This window comes from Streptomyces sp. NPDC043726 (genome assembly GCF_056436565.1).
In genome coordinates this window covers 627,959-647,226 of sequence record NZ_JBWKCI010000001.1, presented here as the reverse complement: position 1 = coordinate 647,226, position 19,268 = coordinate 627,959, and the positions used below count along the sequence as shown (strand labels likewise).

Genomic DNA, 19,268 nt, shown 5'->3' with positions numbered 1-19,268 from the left:
CATCCGCGAGGATGGGCTCATGACCGCCCAGATTCTCGATGGCAAGGCCACCGCAGCCGCGATCAAGTCCGATCTGACCGCCCGCGTGGCGGCGCTGAAGGAGAAGGGCGTCACGCCCGGCCTCGGCACGATCCTGGTCGGGGAGGACCCCGGCAGCCAGAAGTACGTCGCCGGCAAGCACCGCGACTGCGCCCAGGTCGGCATCGCCTCCATCCAGCGCGAACTGCCCGCCACCGCCACGCAGGAGGAGATCGAGGCGGTCGTCCGGGAACTGAACGAGGACCCGGCCTGCACCGGCTACATCGTCCAACTGCCGCTCCCCAAGGGCATCGACGAGAACCGCATCCTCGAACTGATGGACCCGGACAAGGACGCCGACGGCCTGCACCCGATGAACCTCGGCCGCCTGGTCCTGAACGAGCCGGCCCCCCTGCCCTGCACCCCCAACGGCGTGCTGACCCTCCTGCGCCGCTACGGCGTGGAGATCAAGGGCGCCGAGGTCGTGGTCGTGGGACGTGGCGTCACCATCGGCCGCCCGATGCCCCTGCTGCTCACCCGGCGCAGCGAGAACGCCACGGTGACCCAGTGCCACACGGGGACGCGGGATCTGTCGTCGCACCTCAAGCGCGCCGACATCATCATCGCCGCCGCCGGTTCCGCCCACCTGATCCGCCCCGAGGACGTCAAGCCGGGGGCGGCCGTGCTCGACGTCGGTGTCTCGCGCAGCGCCGAGGGCAAGATCGTGGGCGACGTCGACCCGGGCGTGGCCGAGGTGGCGGGCTGGATCTCCCCGAACCCCGGCGGTGTCGGCCCGATGACCCGGGCCCAGCTGCTGGTCAACGTGGTCGAGGCGGCGGAGCGCAGTGTCGTCCGGTAAGCCGGAGAACGCGGCGGTGGACGCGGCGGAGGCGGCTGACGCGGAGGCGCGGGACGCCGTGGAGGATGCCGTGGAAGTCCGTGACGCCGCGGAGACCGGTGACACTGCCGAGGTGCGGAACGCTGCCGACGCGCCCGACGAGGCCGAGGTGCGCGACCCCGTCAGCGCGCCCGACGAGATCGAGGTGCGCGACCCCATCAGCGCGCCCGACGCCGAGGGCCGGCCGCGCCGTACGACCCGCCGCTTCCCGCTGTTCACACGGGACACGGCCCGCCCCGAGGGCGGCGGCCGGGCGGCCCCCGGGGACGCCCCGGCACCGGCCCGGCAGTGGCCGGTCCTGCTGGTGCTGGCGCTGGTCGGCCTGGGGCTGCTGCTGACCGCCCTGGACACCTTCCGCGTCGGCACGCTGCTGATCGGTGTCGCGCTGCTGCTCGGCGGGGCGCTGCGCTGGCTGCTGCCGGACGTCGGCATGCTCGCGGTCCGCTCCCGCTTCACGGACATCGTCACCTACGCGGTGCTCGGCACGGCGATCGCCCTGCTGGCGATGATGGTGCAGCCGAAGCCCTGGCTGGAGATCCCGTTCCTGAAGGACACCCTGCACTTCACGGTCAGCAACTGAGACGCGCGCACGACGGCGGCCCGCCCTCTCCCCCGAGGAAGGACGGGCCGCCGTCGCATTCACCTTCGTGCACCGGGAAGTCCCTGTTCAACGACTGTCAGGGCGCTGTGGCACAGCGGTGACCGTTCCGGAACGTCGGGAACCGAAGCGACATCGGGTGCCGTCATCCGAGTCGGTCCGCCCCGAAGACGGGGCGTTGGGGCTGGGGTGAACAGGCCGGATTCGCGTGCCCTGAGTGACCGTACATGTGCGTTCTGTGTGGCGATGTGTTGACAAGTTTGCGGATTTGGAGGGAAGTCGTTCGACAGTCGGGCTAGCGTGGCCAATCGGGACGGTCCGGGACGTCCCGCACGGCTGTGAGCGCTTGCCGCGGGGGGAGAGCGGCCGCAGGGGAACGGGCGGTGGGAGACTGGACCGCGGCCCGGTGGGCGTGCGACCGTGCATGCCCACGGCCCCCTTGCTCCCGTGCGCCCCCACCCGGGGACCTGAGATCCTGACTGGGCGACACGCGCGGGGGAAGAGACAGCACGGACCGGGGGGAAGAGGGGGGAAGCAATGCCTCGTTGGAGGGCCTTGCCGGATGAACTGGATCCGCAGGTCAGAGAGTTCGCCAGCCAGCTGCGCCGGCTGGTGGACCGCAGTGGACTGAGCGTCGCGGCGGTCGCCGACCGGACGGGCTACAGCAAGACGTCCTGGGAGCGGTATCTGAACGGGCGGCTGCTGGCGCCCAAGGGTGCGATCGTCGCACTGGCCGAGGTGACCGGGACCAATCCGATTCACCTCACCACCATGTGGGAGCTGGCCGAGCGGGCGTGGAGCCGCTCGGAGATGCGGCACGACATGACGATGGAGGCGATCCGGATCTCCCAGGCGCGGGCCGCGCTCGGGGAGTTCGGCGCGCCTCCGGCGAACGCCAAGGGCGACAGGGTGGCCCGCAAGAGCGGCAGCGCGACGGCGACGCCGGGCATCGCGGGACCGGCGGGAGTGGCCCCCACGGTGCCACCGCAGTCGACGGGAGCGGGCGCGGGGACCGGCCGGGACTCGGGCGCGGTCCGGGACTCCGGTGCGGTCCGGGATTCGGGTGCCGTCCGGGACTCCGGTGCCGTTCGGGACGCGGCCGAGGAGTCGGCGTCGTCGGCGGGCGGCAACTCGTGGGGCGTCGCGGGCTACCGCGGTCCGTCGCGGGCGAGCGGAAACGGAACGGGCGGAAGCGGAACGGGCGGAAGCGGAATCGGCGGAACGGGTGGCGGTGCGAGGCATGCGTCGCCCGCCGCCTCCTCCTCCGCTCCCTCCAGCCCCTCCTCTTCCTCCTCCGCTGCGTCGTACGGCGAACCGCCGCGGATGCCGCGGCCGGGTGCCGGGCCCTCGGGCGAGGGCAAGGGCAAGCGACGGCTGACCATGTTCCTCGCGGGCGTCGTGGGCGTGCTGGTCGTGGTCGCGGCGGCCTTCTTCCTGACTGACCGGGGCGACGGCAAGGAGAACGAGGGCGGTACGAAGTCCCCGTCCCCGACAGTGACGACGGACCAGAACCTGCCCCCCGGGGTGGAGTGCAGCGGGGCCTCGTGCACGGGCAAGGACGCCGAGAGCATGGGCTGCAGCGGCGACCTCGTGACCACGGCCAAGACGGCGACCGTCGGCACGGCGGTCGTGGAAGTCCGCTACAGCGAGACCTGTGGGGCGGCCTGGGGCCGCGTCACGCAGGCATCCGAGGGCGACGAGGTCCGGGTGACGGTGGGCAAGACGGAGCAGACCGGCAAGATCACGGTCACCGGCGACACCATCGCGTACACCCCGATGGTCGCGGTCAAAGACGCGGGCGACGCGACGGCGTGCGTGACGCTGGCGGCGGGCGAAGAGGGCTGCACGCAGTAAGCACGCGGCTGAGGGCTGCGGGGTAAGCGCGCGGCTGGGTGCTGCGGGCGGTAGTCGTGCGGCTGAGTGCTGCGGGCGGTAATCGTGCGGCTGAGTGCTGCACGCCGTACTCGCGCGGCTGAGTGGGTGCGTTGTCGGCCGTGCGGCTGAGTGGGGGTGCGTTGTCGGCCGTGCGGCTGAGTGGGGGTGCGGTAGTCGGCCGGGCGGCGGGGGCGAAAGAAATCCCGCCGCCGCAGGAATAGTCCCGGCCGATGCGGGCACGCGCTCGGTACCCCCACGGGAGTCCGGCACCCCGGTACCCCCACCAGACGGCCGCCCGCGTCCTTCCCTCTCCCGGACCGGGCGGCCGCCCTTTTCGGGGGTCTGTGGGGTGGGCCACACCGACCCGGACGTCCGGCATCCCGGATGCGCGATAGCCTGACCGCTGGATCTCTCTTGACGCCAAGAGATCGATCAAACATCCGGGGCAGGGACGCCCCACCGCCAGCTGTCATACGGAGAACGCCATGACCCGCACTCCCGTGAACGTCACCGTCACCGGCGCGGCCGGCCAGATCGGTTACGCCCTGCTCTTCCGCATCGCCTCCGGCCAGCTGCTCGGCGCGGACGTGCCGGTCAAGCTGCGCCTCCTGGAGATCACGCCCGCGCTGAAGGCCGCCGAGGGCACGGCCATGGAGCTGGACGACTGCGCGTTCCCGCTGCTGCAGGGCATCGAGATCACCGACGACCCGAACGTCGCCTTCGACGGCTCCAACGTCGCCCTCCTCGTCGGCGCCCGCCCCCGCACCAAGGGCATGGAGCGCGGCGACCTGCTGGAGGCCAACGGCGGCATCTTCAAGCCGCAGGGCAAGGCCATCAACGACCACGCCGCGGACGACATCAAGGTCCTCGTGGTCGGCAACCCGGCCAACACCAACGCCCTGATCGCCCAGGCCGCCGCCCCGGACGTACCGGCCGAGCGCTTCACCGCGATGACCCGCCTGGACCACAACCGCGCGCTCACCCAGCTCGCGAAGAAGACGGGTTCGACGGTCGCCGACATCAAGCGCCTGACGATCTGGGGCAACCACTCCGCCACCCAGTACCCGGACATCTTCCACGCCACGATCGCCGGCAAGAACGCCGCCGAGGTCGTCAACGACGAGAAGTGGCTGGCCGACGACTTCATCCCGACCGTCGCCAAGCGCGGCGCGGCCATCATCGAGGCCCGTGGCGCCTCCTCCGCCGCCTCGGCCGCCAACGCCGCCATCGACCACGTCTACTCGTGGGTCAACGGCACCGCCGACGGCGACTGGGTCTCCATGGGCATCCCGTCGGACGGCTCCTACGGCGTCCCGGAGGGCCTCATCTCCTCCTTCCCCGTCACCTGCAAGGACGGCAAGTACGAGATCGTCCAGGGCCTGGAGATCAACGAGTTCTCCCGCACCCGCATCGACGCCTCGGTCGCCGAGCTGGCGGAGGAGCGCGACGCGGTCCGCGGTCTCGGCCTCATCTGAGCGTCCCGGCTCATCGCGCAAGCCCACAGGCCCCGTTCCGGTTTCCGCCGGAACGGGGCCTGTGGCCCGTTCTGCCGCTACCGTCGGAAAAGCGTTGCCGGCACGGCGATTCGGGGGTTCGCGATGAGCGGTTGGGGACACGACCCGAGCGAGGAGCGCGGCCAGGCTCCCTGGTCGTCCGCGGAGACCCAGACCTACGGCGGCTTCCCCTCCGCCCCCGCACCCTCCCCGCCCCCGTCTCGCGCACCCCGGCTGCTCCTGGCCCTCCTGGCCGCGGTGGTCCTGGGCGTGGGCGTCGGCGCCGGGGTCTGGGCCCTCCTCAGGGACGACGGCGGCACCGCACCCGCCGCCACCCCGCCCACGGACGTCGTCACCGCCACGTCCTCCTCCGCCGCACCGGCCACCCCGGGCTACCGCCGCGCCCAGGACCCCGTCGGCTACACCCTCCTCGTCCCCGAGGACTGGATCCGCCGTCAGAAACCGGGCGAGGAAGCCCCGGTCGTCTACTACGACGCCCCCGACGACGGCCGTCAGCTGCAGATCTTCGAGGTCAGCGAGCGCACCCCCGAAGAGTCCCTGACGAAGGCCGAGACCGCCCCCGGCTACGGCTTCGCCGCCCGCCCCGGTTACCGCCCCCTCGCCCGCGACTCAGGTCCCGGCTTCGAGGAGCTCACCTACCGCTACGACGACGAGGACAAGGGCCCCCGCCTGGTCGTCGACCACCGTTTCGAGGCCGCCGACGGCACGCCGTACGCGATCCGCGCCAGCGGCCCCGAAAACCTGCCCCCGGACCAGGTCCGCGCCCCGCTCACCACGGCCCTGACCTCCTTCTGCCCCACAGGAGCGGACTGCCCGTGACGGCACGTCAGGGCCAGAGCCGGTCGCGAAGTGTCAGAGCCGCTTCTCGAACCAGTGGCTCGCGTAGACGTTGTCGCCGTACCGGGGGATCTCCGCGTACCCGCACGCCCGGTACATCGCCTGCGCCTCCGTGAGCGAGGCGTGCGTGTCCAGTCGTACGGCCGACAAGTCCCGTGCGGTCGCCTCGCGTTCCAGCGCGCCGAGGAGCCGGCGGGCGAGTCCGAGGCGGCGGGCGTCCGGGTGCACCCACACATGCCGGATCTCACCCACCCCCGGCTCCAGCCGCCGCAGCGCCCCGCATCCCACGGGCCGCCCCTCCTCGTACGCCACGAAGAACGCCCCGGCGTCCCCGGAGACCTCCTCGGGCCGTACGAGATCGGCGGGATCGAAGCCCTCGGGGAAGCGCGCGTCGATGTCGGCGGCGTAGGCGTCGAGACAGGCACGCGCGTCCGCGGAGGCGCCGTCCACCGGCTCGACGGTGATGGCGGCGAGGCGCAGAAGGCGCCGGGTGGTGCCCATGGCCTCGGTCAGTTCGCCGCGCTGGCCCGGGGTGAGGCCGCCGAGGAGGTCGGCCACCAGGGCGTTGGCCCGGCGCTCCTGCTCCTTAAGCTCGGTCCGGCCGGCCGCGGTCAACTCGGCCGTCCGCAGCCGGTTGTCGTCCGGATGCACACGGAGCCGGATCATGCCCTGCGCCTGCAGCGCCTTGGCCATCCGGCTCAAGTACCCGGCGTCCAGGCCGAGTCGGGCCCGCAGCTCGCGCAGGGAGACCCCCTCCGTGGCGTGGGAGATCTCGAACAGCAGCCGGGCCTCGCCGAGCGGGCGGTCCTGGCCGAGGTAGTGGTCGTGGAGGACGCCGATACGGCGCGTGAAGTAGCGGTTGAAACGGCGGAAGGCCGTCACCTGCTCCGTCGACACGGGTTCCATATTTCTTTGACGTTAGTCAAAGGATTCGGGGTTGTCCAGAGAAGTCGGCCCGGCTGTCCGTGCTCGCGCCTAGGGTGCCTCGCATGAGTGAGGACACCGAGATCTTGCTTGAACCCCCGGTCGCCGGGGACGAGGCCGACACCCTGGTCGGCTCCCTCGAACGGCAGCGCCGCATCTTCGCCTGGAAGTGCGAGGGCCTGGACGCCGCGGCCCTGACCGCGCGGCTCGCGCCCTCCGCGCTCACCGTCGGCGGGATGCTCAAGCATCTGGCGCTCGTGGAGGCCGAGTACTTCACCCTGCGGCTGCTCGGGGAGGACCCGGGCCCGCCGTGGAACACCGTCGACTGGGACGCCGAACCCGACTGGGAGTGGCGCTCCGCCGCCCAGGACAGCCCCGAGGAGCTGTACACGCTCTGGCGCGAGACGGTGGCCCGCTCCCGCGTGAACGTAGGCAAGGCCCTCGCGGAGGGCGGACCCGGTCGGCTCGTCGCGTACAAGTCGCGCGGCGGCGAGTCCCCGAGCCTGCGCCGCCTGCTCATCGACATGGTCGAGGAGTACGCCCGCCATGTCGGCCAGGTGGACCTGATCCGCGAATCGATCGACGGCCGGGTGGGGGAGGACCCGCCGGACGAGTACCGGCCGTTCTAGCCTCACACGCTCCGCAGCTCGTCCTCCAGCCTGCCGACGTCGACCGTCTCCTCCGCCGGAGGGGTCTCGGACGGGACCGGCTCGCCGTACTCGGAGAAGGCCAGGGTCACATCGACACCGTCGCCCCGCTGGGTCGCCTCGACCAGCAGGTGCGGGGCGTCGGAGGTGACGTACAGCGTGGTGCGCGCGCCGTCGAGGTCGCCGGTGAGCGGGATGACCTTCGTGCCGTCCCGCTCGGTCTCCTCGCCCTTCTTCAGGGCGGTGTCCCCGGATGCGGAGCCGGTGCCGACGTCCCGCTGGAAGTTGCTCAGGTCGCAGGTGTCGGCCATGCCCTTGAGCAGTGCGTCGTCCGTGGAGCCGTGGATGTGGCGGTTCTCGAACAGCTCGGCGACCGCGTCGCCCTCGCCGCCCGGCACCTGCGCCTTCCAGAACGCGGTGTCGGGTTTCATCCACACCTCTTCGCCGCGCTTGACGATCTCGACGCTGCCGCCGTCGGCGCCCATCTCCAGCGTGCCGGCGCAGTTGCCGTCCCGGTCCAGGGACAGATCCATCGAGACCGGCTGCGTTGTGCTCTTCCGCGCCTCCGCGCCGCGGTCCGTCAGTTTCAGACGGACCGACTTCGCGTCCAGGAGGTTGCGCTCCGCCTCGTCGGCGAGCTGCCGCGCGCCGGGGTCGTCGCCCGCGGCCGCCGCGGGGGCCAGCAGCAGCGTCGCGCTCACCGCGGCGGCCGAGATCAGCGCCCGTACGGCCATGGACGTCACCTCCGTGGTGCGCGACCTCCGTGGTGCGCGACCGTCGTGGTGCGCGGCCGCAGTGGTCCGCCTCACGCCCTCAGCGTACGTTTCGCCCTATTTGCCCGCATGTTCAGTGACGCCGCCCACTTTCGGCCCCGATTTGCGCATGCCCGCGACGGGCTCCGGGCAGGTGGTGCCGGTCCCCGAAGGTGACACCTCTGTCACTCAGGGGCACTGAACAGGAACGGAAGGCAATACCGATCATGGCAAGGCAGCACGAACGACGGACGATCCATGTCGACGGCGAGTGGCGGGAATCGATCTCCGGCGCCACCCGCGACATCATCGACCCAGCGGTCGCCCGGCCCTTCGCTGTGGTCGCCGAGGGCGACGAGCAGGACACCGACCTGGCGATCGAGGCCGCCCGGCGCGCGTTCCACGAGGGGGAGTGGCCCCGCACCCCCGTCGCCGAACGCGCCGCCCTCCTGCGCCGCGTCGCCGACCTCCTGACCCGCGACCGCGAGGAACTCGGCGCCCTGGAGAGCCGGGACGCCGGCAAGACCCTCGAGGAGGGCCGCGTCGACATCGACTGCGTCGCCGACGCCTTCCGCTACTTCGCCGACCTCGTCGCCGCCGAGGCCCCGGGCCGGGTCGTCGACGCGGGCTCGGCCGACGTCCACAGCGTCGTCGTACACGAGCCGGTCGGTGTGTGCGCCCTGATCACCCCCTGGAACTACCCGCTCCTCCAGGCCAGTTGGAAGATCGCGCCCGCGCTCGCCGCAGGCAACACCTTCGTGGTCAAGCCGAGCGAGATCACCCCGATGACGACCGTCGCGCTGATCGACCTGCTGGCGGAGGCGGGCCTGCCCGACGGAGTCGCGAACATCGTCACGGGCCCCGGCCACACCGTCGGCGCCCGCCTCTGCGAGCACCCCGACGTCGACCTCGTCTCCTTCACCGGCGGCCTGGTCAGCGGCGTCAGGGTGGCGCAGGCGGCGGCCGTCTCGGTGAAGAAGGTCGCCCTCGAACTCGGCGGCAAGAACCCCAACGTCGTCTTCGCCGACGCCTGCGCCACCGAGGAGGGCTTCGACACCGCCGTGGACCAGGCCCTCAACGCCGCCTTCATCCACAGCGGCCAGGTCTGCTCGGCCGGCGGCCGCCTCATCGTCGAGGAGTCCGTGCGGGAGCGCTTCGTCACCGAACTCGCCCGCCGGGCCGCCCGTATCCGGCTGGGCCGGGGCACGGACGACGGCGTCGAGTGCGGCCCCCTCGTCTCCGAGCAGCAGCGCGCGAAGGTCGAGTCGTACGTCGCCTCCGCGCTGGCCGAGGGCGCGGTCCTGCGGACCGGCGGCAAGCGGCCCGAAGGCCTCGGCGAGGGCTACTTCTACGAGCCGACCGTCCTCGACGCCTGCCACCGCGAGATGAAGGTCGTCCGCGAGGAGGTCTTCGGTCCCGTCCTCACCGTCGAGACCTTCCGCACCGAGGACGAGGCCGTCGCGCTCGCCAACGACACCGAGTACGGCCTCGCGGGCGCCGTCTGGACCGCCGACGCGGGCCGCGCCCGCCGCGTGGCCGGGCGGCTGCGCCACGGCACCGTCTGGATCAACGACTTCCACCCCTACCTCCCGCAGGCGGAGTGGGGCGGCTTCGGCAAGAGCGGCGTCGGCCGTGAGCTGGGCCCGTCCGGGCTCGCCGAGTACCGCGAGAGCAAGCACGTCTACCAGAACCTCGCGCCGAAGCCCGTCCGTTGGTTCGCGGGCTGACCCCTCCGCGAACCGGGCCGGTCCGTCCCCGAACCCGGCCGACCCCCTCCTCCCCGCACCTCTCTGGAGCGACCCCCCATGTCCGAGAACACGCATGTCTACGATTACGTCGTCATCGGCGGCGGCACCGCGGGCTCCGTCATCGCCTCCCGGCTGACCGAGAACCCCGATGTCACCGTCGCCGTCATCGAGGGCGGCCCCAGCGACGTCGGCCGTGACGACGTCCTGACCCTGCGCCGCTGGATGGGCCTGCTCGGCGGCGAACTGGACTACGACTACCCGACCACCGAACAGCCGCGCGGCAACTCCCACATCCGGCACAGCCGTGCCCGGGTCCTCGGTGGCTGCTCGTCCCACAACACCCTGATCGCGTTCAAGCCGCTGCCGTCCGACTGGGACGAGTGGGAGGAGGCCGGCGCCAAGGGCTGGGGTGCCGTGCCGATGGAGGCGTACTACGCCCGCCTGCTGAACAACATCGTCCCGGTCGACGAGAAGGACCGGAACGCCATCGCCCGCGACTTCGTCGACGCGGCCCAGTCAGCACTCGGGGTACCCCGCGTGGAGGGCTTCAACCAGAAGCCGTTCACCGAGGGCGCCGGCTTCTTCGACCTCGCCTACCACCCCGAGGACAACAAGCGGTCGTCCGCCTCGGTGGCGTATCTGCACCCGGTGATGGACGAGCGCCCGAACCTGACGATCCTGCTGGAGACCTGGGCGTACAAGCTGCAACTCGACGGGACCCGGGCCGAGGGCGTGCACGTCCGCGCCAAAAACGGCGAGGAGTTCCTCGTCCGCGCCCGCAACGAGGTGCTGCTGTGCGCGGGCGCCGTGGACTCGCCCCGCCTGCTGCTGCACTCGGGCATCGGCCGCCGCGAGGACCTGGAGGCGCTCGGCATACCCGTGGCGCTCGACCTGCCGGGCGTGGGCGAGAACCTGCTCGACCACCCCGAGTCCGTGATCGTCTGGGAGACCAACGGCCCCATCCCGGAGAACTCCGCGATGGACTCCGACGCGGGCCTGTTCGTGCGCCGCGACCCCGAACACGCGGGCCCCGACCTGATGTTCCACTTCTACCAGATCCCGTTCACCGACAACCCGGAGCGCCTCGGCTACGAACGCCCCGAGTTCGGCGTCTCGATGACCCCGAACATCCCCAAGCCGAAGTCCCGCGGCCGCCTGTACCTGACCAGCCCGGACCCCTCGGTCAAGCCCGCCCTGGACTTCCGCTACTTCACCGACGAGGACGACTACGACGGGCGCACGCTGGTGGACGGCATCCGCATCGCCCGCCAGATCGCCAGGACCGAGCCGCTGGCCGGCTGGCTCAAGCGCGAGGTCTGCCCGGGCCCGGAGGTCGTCGGCGACGCGGAACTGAGCGAGTACGCCCGCAAGGTCGCGCACACCGTCTACCACCCCGCGGGTACCTGCCGGATGGGCGCCGAGGACGACGAACTCGCCGTGGTGGACCCACAGTTGCGGATCCGGGGCCTGGAGGGCATCCGGATCGCGGACGCCTCCGTCTTCCCGACCATGCCCGCCGTGAACCCGATGATCGGCGTGCTCATGGTCGGGGAGCGCGCGGTCGACCTGATCGGTGGTGACGCGTGATGAGTACTCCGGTCTTCTCCGTGCAGGGTCTCTGGAAGGTCTTCGGCCCGAAGGCGGACCGCGTCCCGACGGACCCCGAACTCGCCGCACTGGCCCCCGCCGACCTTCGCGCCCGCACCGGCTGCACGGCCGCGGTCCGGGACGTCTCCTTCGACGTCCACAAGGGCGAGGTCTTCGTGGTGATGGGCCTGTCCGGCTCGGGCAAGTCCACTCTGGTCCGCTGCCTCACCCGGCTCATCGAACCGACTTCCGGCACGATCGCCATCGACGGCGAGGACGTCCGCGCGATGGACAAGTCCCGGCTGCGCGAACTGCGCCGCCACCGGGCCGCGATGGTCTTCCAGCACTTCGGCCTGCTGCCGCACCGCACGGTCCTCGACAACGTGGCGTACGGCCTGGAGATCCAGGGCGTGGGCAAGGCCGAGCGCCGTGAACGCGCCGCCGAGTTCGTGGCGAAGGTCGGCCTGGAGGGCATGGAGAGCCGCAGGCCGAGCCAGCTCTCCGGCGGCCAGCAGCAGCGGGTGGGCCTGGCCCGCGCCCTGGCGGCCGACCCCGAGGTGCTGCTCTTCGACGAGCCCTTCAGCGCCCTGGACCCGCTGATCCGCCGGGACATGCAGGAGGAGGTCGTCCGCCTGCACCGCGAAGAGGGCCGCACGATGGTCTTCATCACCCACGACCTCAGCGAGGCCCTCAAGCTCGGCGACCGCATCGCCCTGATGAGAGACGGCGAAGTCGTCCAGCTGGGCACGCCGGAAGAGATCGTCGGCTCCCCGGCCGACGACTACGTCCGCGAATTCGTCCGCGACGTCCCCCGTGAGCAGGTCCTGACGGTCCGCACGGCGATGCGCCCCGCGTCCGCCCACGAGGCGGGCAACGGCCCGGCGGTCCCTCCGACCGCGACGGTGTCGGAGGCCATCGAAGCGGTGGCCCGAGCAGGCACCCCGGCACGCGTGGTGGACGCGGGCCGCTGCATGGGCGTGGTGGACGCGGACGGGCTGCTGGACGTGGTGGCGGGGGTCGCTCCGAAGACGGAGGCCGACGCGGCTGCCGCCGTATCCGCCGTATCCGTCGTAGCCGCCGGCCGTCGTGCCGCTGAGGCGGCGCCCGTCCCGCGGCCGGGCGCACCCCGCCGGAGCGGGCGGGCGACCTCCCCCGGCGCCGACACCACCCCGGAGCCGGTCTGATGGCAACGATCACCGCACCGACCCCGGGCACCCTCCCGCGCCTGCTTAAGAACGAGACGGCCACCAAGCTCGCCGTCCTGGCCCTCGCCGCCGCGATCCTCGTCCCCCTGGCCCACGCCCGCTGGGGCGGCGGCACCTGGCCGACGGCCCTCACCGTCGACCTCACCAGCCCCCTCACCACCACGAGCGACTGGATCATCGACAACAGGGACAGCCACCCCCTGTTCCTGTACTTCCTCGGCCACGTCAGCAACGCGGTCACCCTGGCCGTACGCGCCGTCTACCTGCTCCTCCTCGCCGCGGGATGGGCCGGCACCACCGCTCTCGCCGCCCTCGTCGCCTGGCGCACCGCGGGGCCGAGGCTCGCCCTGGGTACCGCCGCCGCGTTCCTGACCTGCGGCGCCCTCGGCATGTGGATCCCGACCATGCAGACCCTCGCGCTGATGGTCGTCGCGGTCCTCGCCTCCGTCGCCGTGGGCGCTGTCCTCGGCCTCGCCGCGGGCCTGTCGGACCGTATGGACCGAGCCCTGCGCCCGGTCCTGGACACCATGCAGGTCCTCCCGGCCTTCGCCTACCTCCTCCCGGTCGTCCTGGTCTTCGGCATCGGCGTCCCCGCCGCCGTCCTCGCGACCGTCGTCTACGCCGCCCCGCCCATGGCCCGCCTCACCGCCCTGGGCCTGCGCGGCGCCGACAAGGAGGTCCTGGAGGCGGTGGACTCCCTCGGCGCGACCGCCCGCCAGCGGCTGCTCACCGCCCGTATCCCGCTGGCCCGCAAGGAACTCCTCCTCGGCGTCAACCAGACGATCATGATGGCGCTGTCCATGGCCGTCATCGCCTCCGTCATCGGCGCCGGCGGCCTCGGCGACCGCGTCTACCAGGCGCTGGCCTCGGTCGACGTGGGCGCCGCCCTCGCGGCCGGCATCCCGATCGTGCTGCTGGCGGTCGTCCTGGACCGTGTCACGGCCGCCGCGGGCGACGGCACCGAGCGCCGCACGGGCCGCGCGGGACGGGCGTACGCCCTGATCGCCGTGCTCGCCGTCGCCGTGGCCGGACGCCTCATGGGCCGGCTCGACTGGCCCGAGGCCTGGGAGCTGCACATCGCCGAGCCGGTCAACCGGGCCGTCGACTGGATGACCGCCCACCTCTACTCCGGCGTCCCCGTCATCGGCGGCACCGCCGACTGGGCCGGCCACTTCACCACCTGGGTCCTGGACCCCGTGCGCGACGGCCTGCAGTGGCTGCCCTGGTGGGCCGTGCTGCTCGTCGTCGCCGCCCTCGCCTGGCTGATCGGCACCTGGCGCACCGCGCTCACCGCGACCCTCGCCATGGCCGCGATCGGCGTCCTCGGCGTGTGGGAGCCGTCGCTCGACACGCTGTCCCAGGTGCTCGCGGCCGTCGCCGTCACCCTGGTCCTGGGCGTCGGCGTCGGTGTGGCCGCGGCCCGCAGCGACCGTGTGGACCGCGTCCTGCGCCCGGTGCTGGACGTCTTCCAGACGATGCCGCAGTTCGTGTACCTGATCCCGGTCGTCGCGCTGTTCGGCGTCGGCCGTGCCCCCGCGGTGGCCGCGGCCGTCGTCTACGCGCTGCCCGCCGTCGTCCGCATCACCGCGCAGGGTCTGCGCCAGGTCGACCCCGCGGCGCTGGAGTCGGCCCGCTCGCTCGGCGCCACCCCCGCCCAGCAGCTGTGGCAGGTCCAACTCCCGCTCGCCCGCCGCTCCTTGCTGCTGGCGGTCAACCAGGGCGTGGTCCTGGTCCTCGCCGTCGTCATCATCGGCGGCCTGGTCGGCGGGGGCGCGCTCGGCTACGACGTCGTCTTCGGCCTCGCCCAGGGCGACCTGGCGACGGGGCTGGTCGCCGGTGCCGCGATCGTCTGCCTGGGCCTGATGCTCGACCGGGTCACCCAGCCGACGGAACGCCGGCCGAAGAAGGGAGCGTGACATGCGCGTCCGTATCACCACGACCGCCGCGGTGGGCGCCCTCCTGCTGCTCACCGGCTGCGGCGCCGCCGACATGACCAAGCAGGCATCGCCGTTCGCGAACGCCCAGGGCGCGAAGACCGTGACCCTGTCGGTGCAGTCCTGGGTGGGCGCCCAGGCCAATGTGGCCGTCGCCCAGTACCTGCTGGAGCACGAGCTCGGCTACCGCGTCGACACCGTCCAGGTCGACGAGGTCCCCGCCTGGGACGCGCTCAGCCAGGGCCGGGTCGACGCGATCCTGGAGGACTGGGGCCACCCCGACCAGGAAGAGCGGTACGTCAAGGACAAGCAGACCATCGTGAACGGCGGCGGCCTCGGCGTCACCGGCCACATCGGCTGGTACGTCCCGACGTACTTCGCGAAGCAGCACCCCGACGTCACCGACTGGAAGAACCTCGACAAGTACGCCGACCGGCTCCGCACCCCGGAGAGCGGCGGCAAGGGCCAGCTGATGGACGGCTCGCCCTCCTACGTCACCAACGACAAGGCGCTGGTGAAGAACCTCGACCTGGACTACCAGGTGGTGTTCGCCGGTTCCGAGGCCGCCCAGATCACCCAGATCAAGCAGTTCGCCAAGGAGAAGAAGCCTTTCCTGACCTACTGGTACGCCCCCCAGTGGCTCTTCGAGAAGGTCCCCATGACCGAGGTGAAGCTGCCCGCGTACAAGGAGGGCTGCGACGCGGACCCGGAGAAGGTCGCCTGCGCCTACCCGCACACCCCGCTGCAGAAGTACCTCAACGCCGACTTCGCCGAGGACGGCGGCCGGGCGGCGGCCTTCCTGAAGAAGTTCAAGTGGACGACCGAGGACCAGAACGAGGTGTCCCTCATGATCGCCGACCAGAAGCTGACCCCCGAGGAGGCGGCGAAGAAGTGGGTGGACAGCCACGAGTCCACCTGGCGGTCGTGGCTGTCCTGACGGTCACCTCAGCAGCGCGGCGACCCCTTCGATCGCCCGCCGCTGCAGCCCCGGCCCGAACGTGACCCGCGTGGCCCCTCGCTCCCCGAGTCCGATGGCCGAGGGGCCTCGCCCACCCTGGCGAGGGTCGTCCTGGGCCGGTCGTCGGTGCGGAGCCCGGAAGATCCCGGCCCGGTCGGTCACCGCTGGCCCGGCCGGTAGTGGCCCGGCGTCATCCGGCAGGTCACGCCGAACCGGTTCCAGGCGTTGATCACCGTGATCGCGGCGATCAGCTGGGCCAGCTCGGCCTCCTCGAAGTGGGCGGCGGCCTTCGCGAACACCTCGTCCGGCACGAAGCCGTCCGTGAGCACGGTGACCGCCTCGGTCAGGGCGATCGCCGCGAGCTCCTTCTCGGTGTAGAAGTGCGCCGACTCCTCCCAGGCCGAGAGCTGGATGATCCGCTCCACGCTCTCCCCGGCCGCGAGCGCGTCCTTGGTGTGCATGTCGAGGCAGAACGCGCACTGGTTCAGCTGCGAGGCCCGGATCTTCACCAGCTCCAGCAGCTTCGGCTCCATGCCCCGCCGGGCGGCGGCGTCCAGCCGGACCATGGCCTTGTAGACCTCGGGAACATGCTCGGCCCAGTTGAGCCGCTGGGGGTGCTCGGGGGCGTACTCGACGGAGGCGGCGGAAGAGGCAGCGGCAGCGGCGGTGTGATCAGTGGTCGTCGTCATGTCCTCGACCCTACGAACCCAAAGACCCAGGAGTATGGTCCATTTCCATGGCGGAAGCATGGGCCACTTCTTCGGCGCTGGGCATCGACCTCCACCTGGAGCCGGCCACCGGACCGGGGCTGCGCCGGGGCCTCACCGACGCCCTGCGCGAGGCGGTCCGCACCGGACGGCTGGCCCCCGGCACCCGGCTGCCGTCCTCCCGCACCCTCGCCGCCGACCTCGGCATCGCCCGCAACACCGTCGCCGACGCCTACGCCGACCTCGTCGCCGAGGGCTGGCTCACCGCCCGCCAGGGCTCGGGCACCCGCGTCGCCGAGGGCCGCTCCACACCCCCCACGGCCGCCACCCCGGCCCGCCGCACCAGCGCCCGCCCCACCCACGACCTCGCCGCGGGCCGCCCCGACCTCTCCGCCTTCCCCCGCGCCGAGTGGCTCAAGGCGGCCCGCCGCGCCCTGACCGCCGCTCCCCACGACGTCCTCGGCTACGGCGACCCACGCGGCCGGATCGAGCTGCGCACCGCCCTCGCCACCTACCTCTCCCGGGCGAGAGGCGTCCGCGCCGACCCCGAACGCATCGTCGTGTGCGCCGGATTCGCCCACGGCCTGCGCCTCCTCGGCACGGTCCTGCGAGCTCGCGGCGCACGGACGATCGCCGTCGAGTCCTACGGGCTCCCCGAGCACCGCAAGGTGCTGACCGGAACGGGCCTCGCGACCACCCCGCTCCCCTTCGACGAACTCGGCACGGATCCGGGCGGGTTGACGGACGCCGGTGCCGTGCTGCTCACCCCCGCCCACCAGTTCCCGATGGGCGCCGTCCTCCACCGCGCCCGGCGGGCGGCCGTCGTGGACTGGGCCCGGCGCACCGGCGGCCTGATCCTGGAAGACGACTACGACGGCGAGTTCCGCTACGACCGCCAGCCCGTCGGCGCCCTCCAGGGCCTGGACCCCGAGCACGTCGTCCACCTCGGCACCGCCAGCAAGTCCCTGGCCCCGGGACTGCGACTGGCCTGGCTGGTCCTGCCGGCGCACCTGGTGGAGGCGGTGGCCGCGGCCAAGGGCGACGTGGACACCTGCGGGGTGCTCGACCAGCTGACCCTGGCCGAGTTCCTCACCCACGGCGCCTACGACCGCCACGTCCGCGCCTCCCGCCTCCGCTACCGCCGACGCCGCGACGCCCTGATCACCGCCCTCGCCGAACGCGCCCCGGACGTCCGGGTCACCGGTATCGCGGCCGGCCTGCACGCCGTCCTGTGCCTGCCGCCCGGCACCGAGGCGTCCGTCGTCCAGGCCGCCCACTGGCAGGGGCTGTTCCTGCACGGCCTGGCGCACTTCCGCCACGAACAGGCCCTGGCCGACCCCCTCGACGCGCTCGTTGTCGGCTACGCGACCCCGCCCGACCACGCGTGGTCGGGGGCCCTCGAAGCCCTGTGCAGGGTGCTGCCGTAAGGTGATCGCCCAGCCGAAGGACACGGGAGAGAACGGGACATGGCTCAGACGAAGCGCCGACTGCGGTCCAGCACGGTGGTGCTCGGCGGTATGGGAGTCGTCGCGGCGGCACTGACCTCCTGCGGTTCCGAACCCGACCGCCGCTGCGTCGACCGGGACAGCTACACCTGGGACGGCTACAAGGTCATCGCGGACAAGAACTGCAAGTCCGGTTCCTCGGGTTCCTCCGGCTCGTCGTACGGCAAGAGCGGCAAGAAGAAGACCGGCAAGGGCGGCTCCGACGCGGCCTGGTACTACGACGCCGAAGTCGACGGCGGCCGCGCCGACTACGGCACGTTCAGCCGCAGCGAGGCCGTCGACCGCGGCGGCTTCGGCTGCTCCGGCTCCGGCAGCGGCGGCGGCTGAGCCTCTCCGGACGCATCCCCATGGAACGCCGCACCATCGCCCCCCGCCCCGACTGGCAACAGACCGTCGAGGAACAGGGGTTGATCTACCCGCTCACCCGCTACCCCGACGACACCCTGCGCCCCTACTGGGACGAGAGCGCCTACTACGTCTTCTCGCTGGAGGAGGTCGAAGCGCTGGAGGTGGTCGTCGAGGAACTGCACCGCATGTGCCTGCGGGCGGCGGACCACATCGTCGGCTCCGGCCGCCTCGCCGATCTCGGCATCACCGACCCGCGCGTAGCGGCAGCGGTCACCGAGGCCTGGCACCGCCGGGCCGAACTGCCCTCCGTCTACGGCCGTTTCGACCTGCGCTACGACGGCCGCGGCCCGGCGAAGCTGCTGGAGTACAACGCCGACACCCCCACCTCCCTGGTCGAGGCCGCCTCCCCGCAGTGGTTCTGGATGGAGGAGCGCTTCCCCGGCGCCGACCAGTGGAACTCCCTGCACGAGCGCCTGGTCGCCGCCTGGAGGAAGCAGGCCGCCCTCCTCCCGCCCGGCAGCCCCCTGTACTTCGCGCACTCCTCCGCCGACGAGCTGGGCGAAGACCTCATGACGGTCGCCTACCTCAAGGAGACCGCCGAGCAGGCAGGCCTCGACACCGACTGGATCTCCATGGAGGAGATCGGCTGGGACCGACTCTCGGGCCGCTTCGTCGACAACCGGCTCCGCTTCATCCGCAGCTGCTTCAAGCTCTACCCCTGGGAGTGGCTCACCACCGACCGCTTCGCCGGCCAGGTCCTGGACACCCTCGACAACGGCGGCGGCACCGGGACGACCCTGTGGATCGAGCCGGCCTGGAAGATGCTCCTGTCCAACAAGGCCCTGCTGGCCGTCCTCTGGGAGCTCTACCCCGGCCACCCCAACCTCCTCCCGGCCCACCTCGACGGCCCGCGCGACCTGGCCCGCACCACCGGCTACGTCGCCAAACCCCTGCTGGGCCGCGAGGGCGCGGGCGTGACCGTCCACGAACCGGGAGCCGACCCCGTCATCCGCGACGAGCCCTGCTGCTACCAGGAGCTGGCCCCGCTGCCCGACTTCGACGGCAACCGGGTCGTCCTCGGCGCCTGGGTCGTCGAGGACGAGTCGGCGGGCCTGGGCATCCGCGAGTCGGCGGGACTGATCACGGACGAGTACGCGCGCTTCCTCCCGCACGTGATCCTCTGAGGCCGGTACGGCGCACACGACCCTCCAGG

17 protein-coding genes are annotated in these 19,268 nt (G+C 72.2%); 14 read left to right on the top strand and 3 right to left on the bottom strand.

The window, feature by feature from the left end; all coding sequences use genetic code 11:
- Window positions 1-19: 19 nt before the first annotated feature.
- From AC068Z_RS02980 to AC068Z_RS02960, 5 genes are all read left to right on the top strand, one after another.
- Window positions 20-877 (top strand): bifunctional methylenetetrahydrofolate dehydrogenase/methenyltetrahydrofolate cyclohydrolase, encoded by an 858-nt coding sequence (locus tag AC068Z_RS02980; RefSeq protein ID WP_478551698.1) that lies wholly within the window; start codon window positions 20-22, stop codon window positions 875-877.
- 148 nt (window positions 878-1,025) lie between these two features.
- Window positions 1,026-1,496, top strand: a complete 471-nt coding sequence (locus AC068Z_RS02975) for a DUF3017 domain-containing protein (RefSeq protein WP_478552276.1) — start codon at window positions 1,026-1,028, stop codon at window positions 1,494-1,496.
- 573 nt (window positions 1,497-2,069) lie between these two features.
- Window positions 2,070-3,368 carry a helix-turn-helix domain-containing protein gene (locus AC068Z_RS02970; protein WP_478551696.1) on the top strand — a complete coding sequence of 433 codons (1,299 nt, stop codon included), beginning with the start codon at window positions 2,070-2,072 and terminating at the stop codon, window positions 3,366-3,368.
- A gap of 506 nt (window positions 3,369-3,874) precedes the next feature.
- The gene (locus AC068Z_RS02965) at window positions 3,875-4,864 is read left to right on the top strand and encodes a malate dehydrogenase (RefSeq protein ID WP_478551695.1); all 990 of its coding nucleotides are present in this window, start codon (window positions 3,875-3,877) and stop codon (window positions 4,862-4,864) included.
- 123 nt (window positions 4,865-4,987) lie between these two features.
- Complete coding sequence (locus AC068Z_RS02960) at window positions 4,988-5,722, top strand: hypothetical protein (protein WP_478551694.1); 735 nt, start codon at window positions 4,988-4,990, stop codon at window positions 5,720-5,722.
- A 33-nt stretch (window positions 5,723-5,755) separates the two neighbouring features.
- On the opposite strand, the gene AC068Z_RS02955 is transcribed toward AC068Z_RS02960, so the two are convergent.
- Window positions 5,756-6,646 (bottom strand): GNAT family N-acetyltransferase, encoded by an 891-nt coding sequence (locus AC068Z_RS02955; protein ID WP_478551692.1) that lies wholly within the window; start codon window positions 6,644-6,646, stop codon window positions 5,756-5,758.
- 83 nt (window positions 6,647-6,729) lie between these two features.
- Between AC068Z_RS02955 and AC068Z_RS02950 the strand changes: the two genes are divergently transcribed.
- Window positions 6,730-7,293 carry a DinB family protein gene (locus tag AC068Z_RS02950; RefSeq protein WP_478551691.1) on the top strand — a complete coding sequence of 188 codons (564 nt, stop codon included), beginning with the start codon at window positions 6,730-6,732 and terminating at the stop codon, window positions 7,291-7,293.
- 2 nt (window positions 7,294-7,295) lie between these two features.
- Here the strand turns inward: AC068Z_RS02950 and AC068Z_RS02945 are convergent, their stop codons facing one another.
- Window positions 7,296-8,120 (bottom strand): LolA-like protein, encoded by an 825-nt coding sequence (locus AC068Z_RS02945; RefSeq protein ID WP_478551690.1) that lies wholly within the window; start codon window positions 8,118-8,120, stop codon window positions 7,296-7,298.
- Between the two features lie 170 nt (window positions 8,121-8,290).
- Here AC068Z_RS02945 and AC068Z_RS02940 point away from each other — a divergent pair, with 170 nt between their 5' ends.
- The 5 genes from AC068Z_RS02940 to AC068Z_RS02920 all read left to right on the top strand — a co-directional run bounded on the left by AC068Z_RS02940 (window position 8,291) and on the right by AC068Z_RS02920 (window position 15,474).
- Window positions 8,291-9,790: an aldehyde dehydrogenase family protein gene (locus tag AC068Z_RS02940; RefSeq protein WP_478551688.1), complete on the top strand. Its 1,500-nt coding sequence runs from the start codon at window positions 8,291-8,293 to the stop codon at window positions 9,788-9,790.
- Window positions 9,791-9,868: 78 nt separating this feature from the next.
- Window positions 9,869-11,398, top strand: a complete 1,530-nt coding sequence (locus AC068Z_RS02935) for a GMC family oxidoreductase (RefSeq protein WP_478551686.1) — start codon at window positions 9,869-9,871, stop codon at window positions 11,396-11,398.
- A complete protein-coding gene (locus tag AC068Z_RS02930) occupies window positions 11,398-12,582 on the top strand; it encodes a quaternary amine ABC transporter ATP-binding protein (RefSeq protein ID WP_478551684.1) in 1,185 nt (394 codons plus the stop codon). The genes AC068Z_RS02935 and AC068Z_RS02930 overlap by 1 nt, the downstream gene beginning before the upstream one ends.
- A complete protein-coding gene (locus AC068Z_RS02925) occupies window positions 12,582-14,519 on the top strand; it encodes an ABC transporter permease (protein WP_478551682.1) in 1,938 nt (645 codons plus the stop codon). Before AC068Z_RS02930 ends, AC068Z_RS02925 begins: the two co-directional genes overlap by 1 nt.
- 1 nt (window position 14,520) lies before the next feature.
- Complete coding sequence (locus AC068Z_RS02920; protein ID WP_478551680.1) at window positions 14,521-15,474, top strand: ABC transporter substrate-binding protein; 954 nt, start codon at window positions 14,521-14,523, stop codon at window positions 15,472-15,474.
- A gap of 179 nt (window positions 15,475-15,653) precedes the next feature.
- Here the strand turns inward: AC068Z_RS02920 and AC068Z_RS02915 are convergent, their stop codons facing one another.
- On the bottom strand, window positions 15,654-16,184 hold the full coding sequence (locus AC068Z_RS02915; protein ID WP_478551678.1) for a carboxymuconolactone decarboxylase family protein: 531 nt from the start codon (window positions 16,182-16,184) through the stop codon (window positions 15,654-15,656).
- A gap of 47 nt (window positions 16,185-16,231) precedes the next feature.
- On the opposite strand from AC068Z_RS02915, the gene pdxR reads away from it, so the two are divergent.
- From pdxR to AC068Z_RS02900, 3 genes are read left to right on the top strand one after another with little or no spacing between them, the layout of a single operon-like run.
- Entirely contained in the window at window positions 16,232-17,629 is a 1,398-nt protein-coding gene (gene pdxR / locus AC068Z_RS02910) for a MocR-like pyridoxine biosynthesis transcription factor PdxR (RefSeq protein ID WP_478551676.1), read from the top strand.
- Between the two features lie 39 nt (window positions 17,630-17,668).
- Window positions 17,669-18,034, top strand: coding sequence for a hypothetical protein (locus tag AC068Z_RS02905; RefSeq protein WP_478551674.1), 366 nt, complete (start codon window positions 17,669-17,671; stop codon window positions 18,032-18,034).
- Between the two features lie 20 nt (window positions 18,035-18,054).
- Window positions 18,055-19,239, top strand: coding sequence for a glutathionylspermidine synthase family protein (locus AC068Z_RS02900; protein WP_478551672.1), 1,185 nt, complete (start codon window positions 18,055-18,057; stop codon window positions 19,237-19,239).
- Window positions 19,240-19,268: the final 29 nt, after the last annotated feature.

Excerpts from the sequence above, each read along its gene's own strand:
- AC068Z_RS02980 (WP_478551698.1), top strand. The coding sequence starts at position 20 with ATGACCGCCCAGATTCTCGATGGCAAGGCCACCGCAGCCGCGATCAAG.
- AC068Z_RS02965 (WP_478551695.1), top strand. The coding sequence starts at position 3,875 with ATGACCCGCACTCCCGTGAACGTCACCGTCACCGGCGCGGCCGGCCAG.
- AC068Z_RS02960 (WP_478551694.1), top strand. The coding sequence starts at position 4,988 with ATGAGCGGTTGGGGACACGACCCGAGCGAGGAGCGCGGCCAGGCTCCC.
- AC068Z_RS02955 (WP_478551692.1), bottom strand. The coding sequence starts at position 6,646 with ATGGAACCCGTGTCGACGGAGCAGGTGACGGCCTTCCGCCGTTTCAAC.
- AC068Z_RS02950 (WP_478551691.1), top strand. The coding sequence starts at position 6,730 with ATGAGTGAGGACACCGAGATCTTGCTTGAACCCCCGGTCGCCGGGGAC.
- AC068Z_RS02940 (WP_478551688.1), top strand. The coding sequence starts at position 8,291 with ATGGCAAGGCAGCACGAACGACGGACGATCCATGTCGACGGCGAGTGG.
- AC068Z_RS02935 (WP_478551686.1), top strand. The coding sequence starts at position 9,869 with ATGTCCGAGAACACGCATGTCTACGATTACGTCGTCATCGGCGGCGGC.
- AC068Z_RS02930 (WP_478551684.1), top strand. The coding sequence starts at position 11,398 with ATGAGTACTCCGGTCTTCTCCGTGCAGGGTCTCTGGAAGGTCTTCGGC.
- AC068Z_RS02925 (WP_478551682.1), top strand. The coding sequence starts at position 12,582 with ATGGCAACGATCACCGCACCGACCCCGGGCACCCTCCCGCGCCTGCTT.
- AC068Z_RS02920 (WP_478551680.1), top strand. The coding sequence starts at position 14,521 with ATGCGCGTCCGTATCACCACGACCGCCGCGGTGGGCGCCCTCCTGCTG.
- AC068Z_RS02915 (WP_478551678.1), bottom strand. The coding sequence starts at position 16,184 with ATGACGACGACCACTGATCACACCGCCGCTGCCGCTGCCTCTTCCGCC.
- pdxR (WP_478551676.1), top strand. The coding sequence starts at position 16,232 with ATGGCGGAAGCATGGGCCACTTCTTCGGCGCTGGGCATCGACCTCCAC.
- AC068Z_RS02905 (WP_478551674.1), top strand. The coding sequence starts at position 17,669 with ATGGCTCAGACGAAGCGCCGACTGCGGTCCAGCACGGTGGTGCTCGGC.
- AC068Z_RS02900 (WP_478551672.1), top strand. The coding sequence starts at position 18,055 with ATGGAACGCCGCACCATCGCCCCCCGCCCCGACTGGCAACAGACCGTC.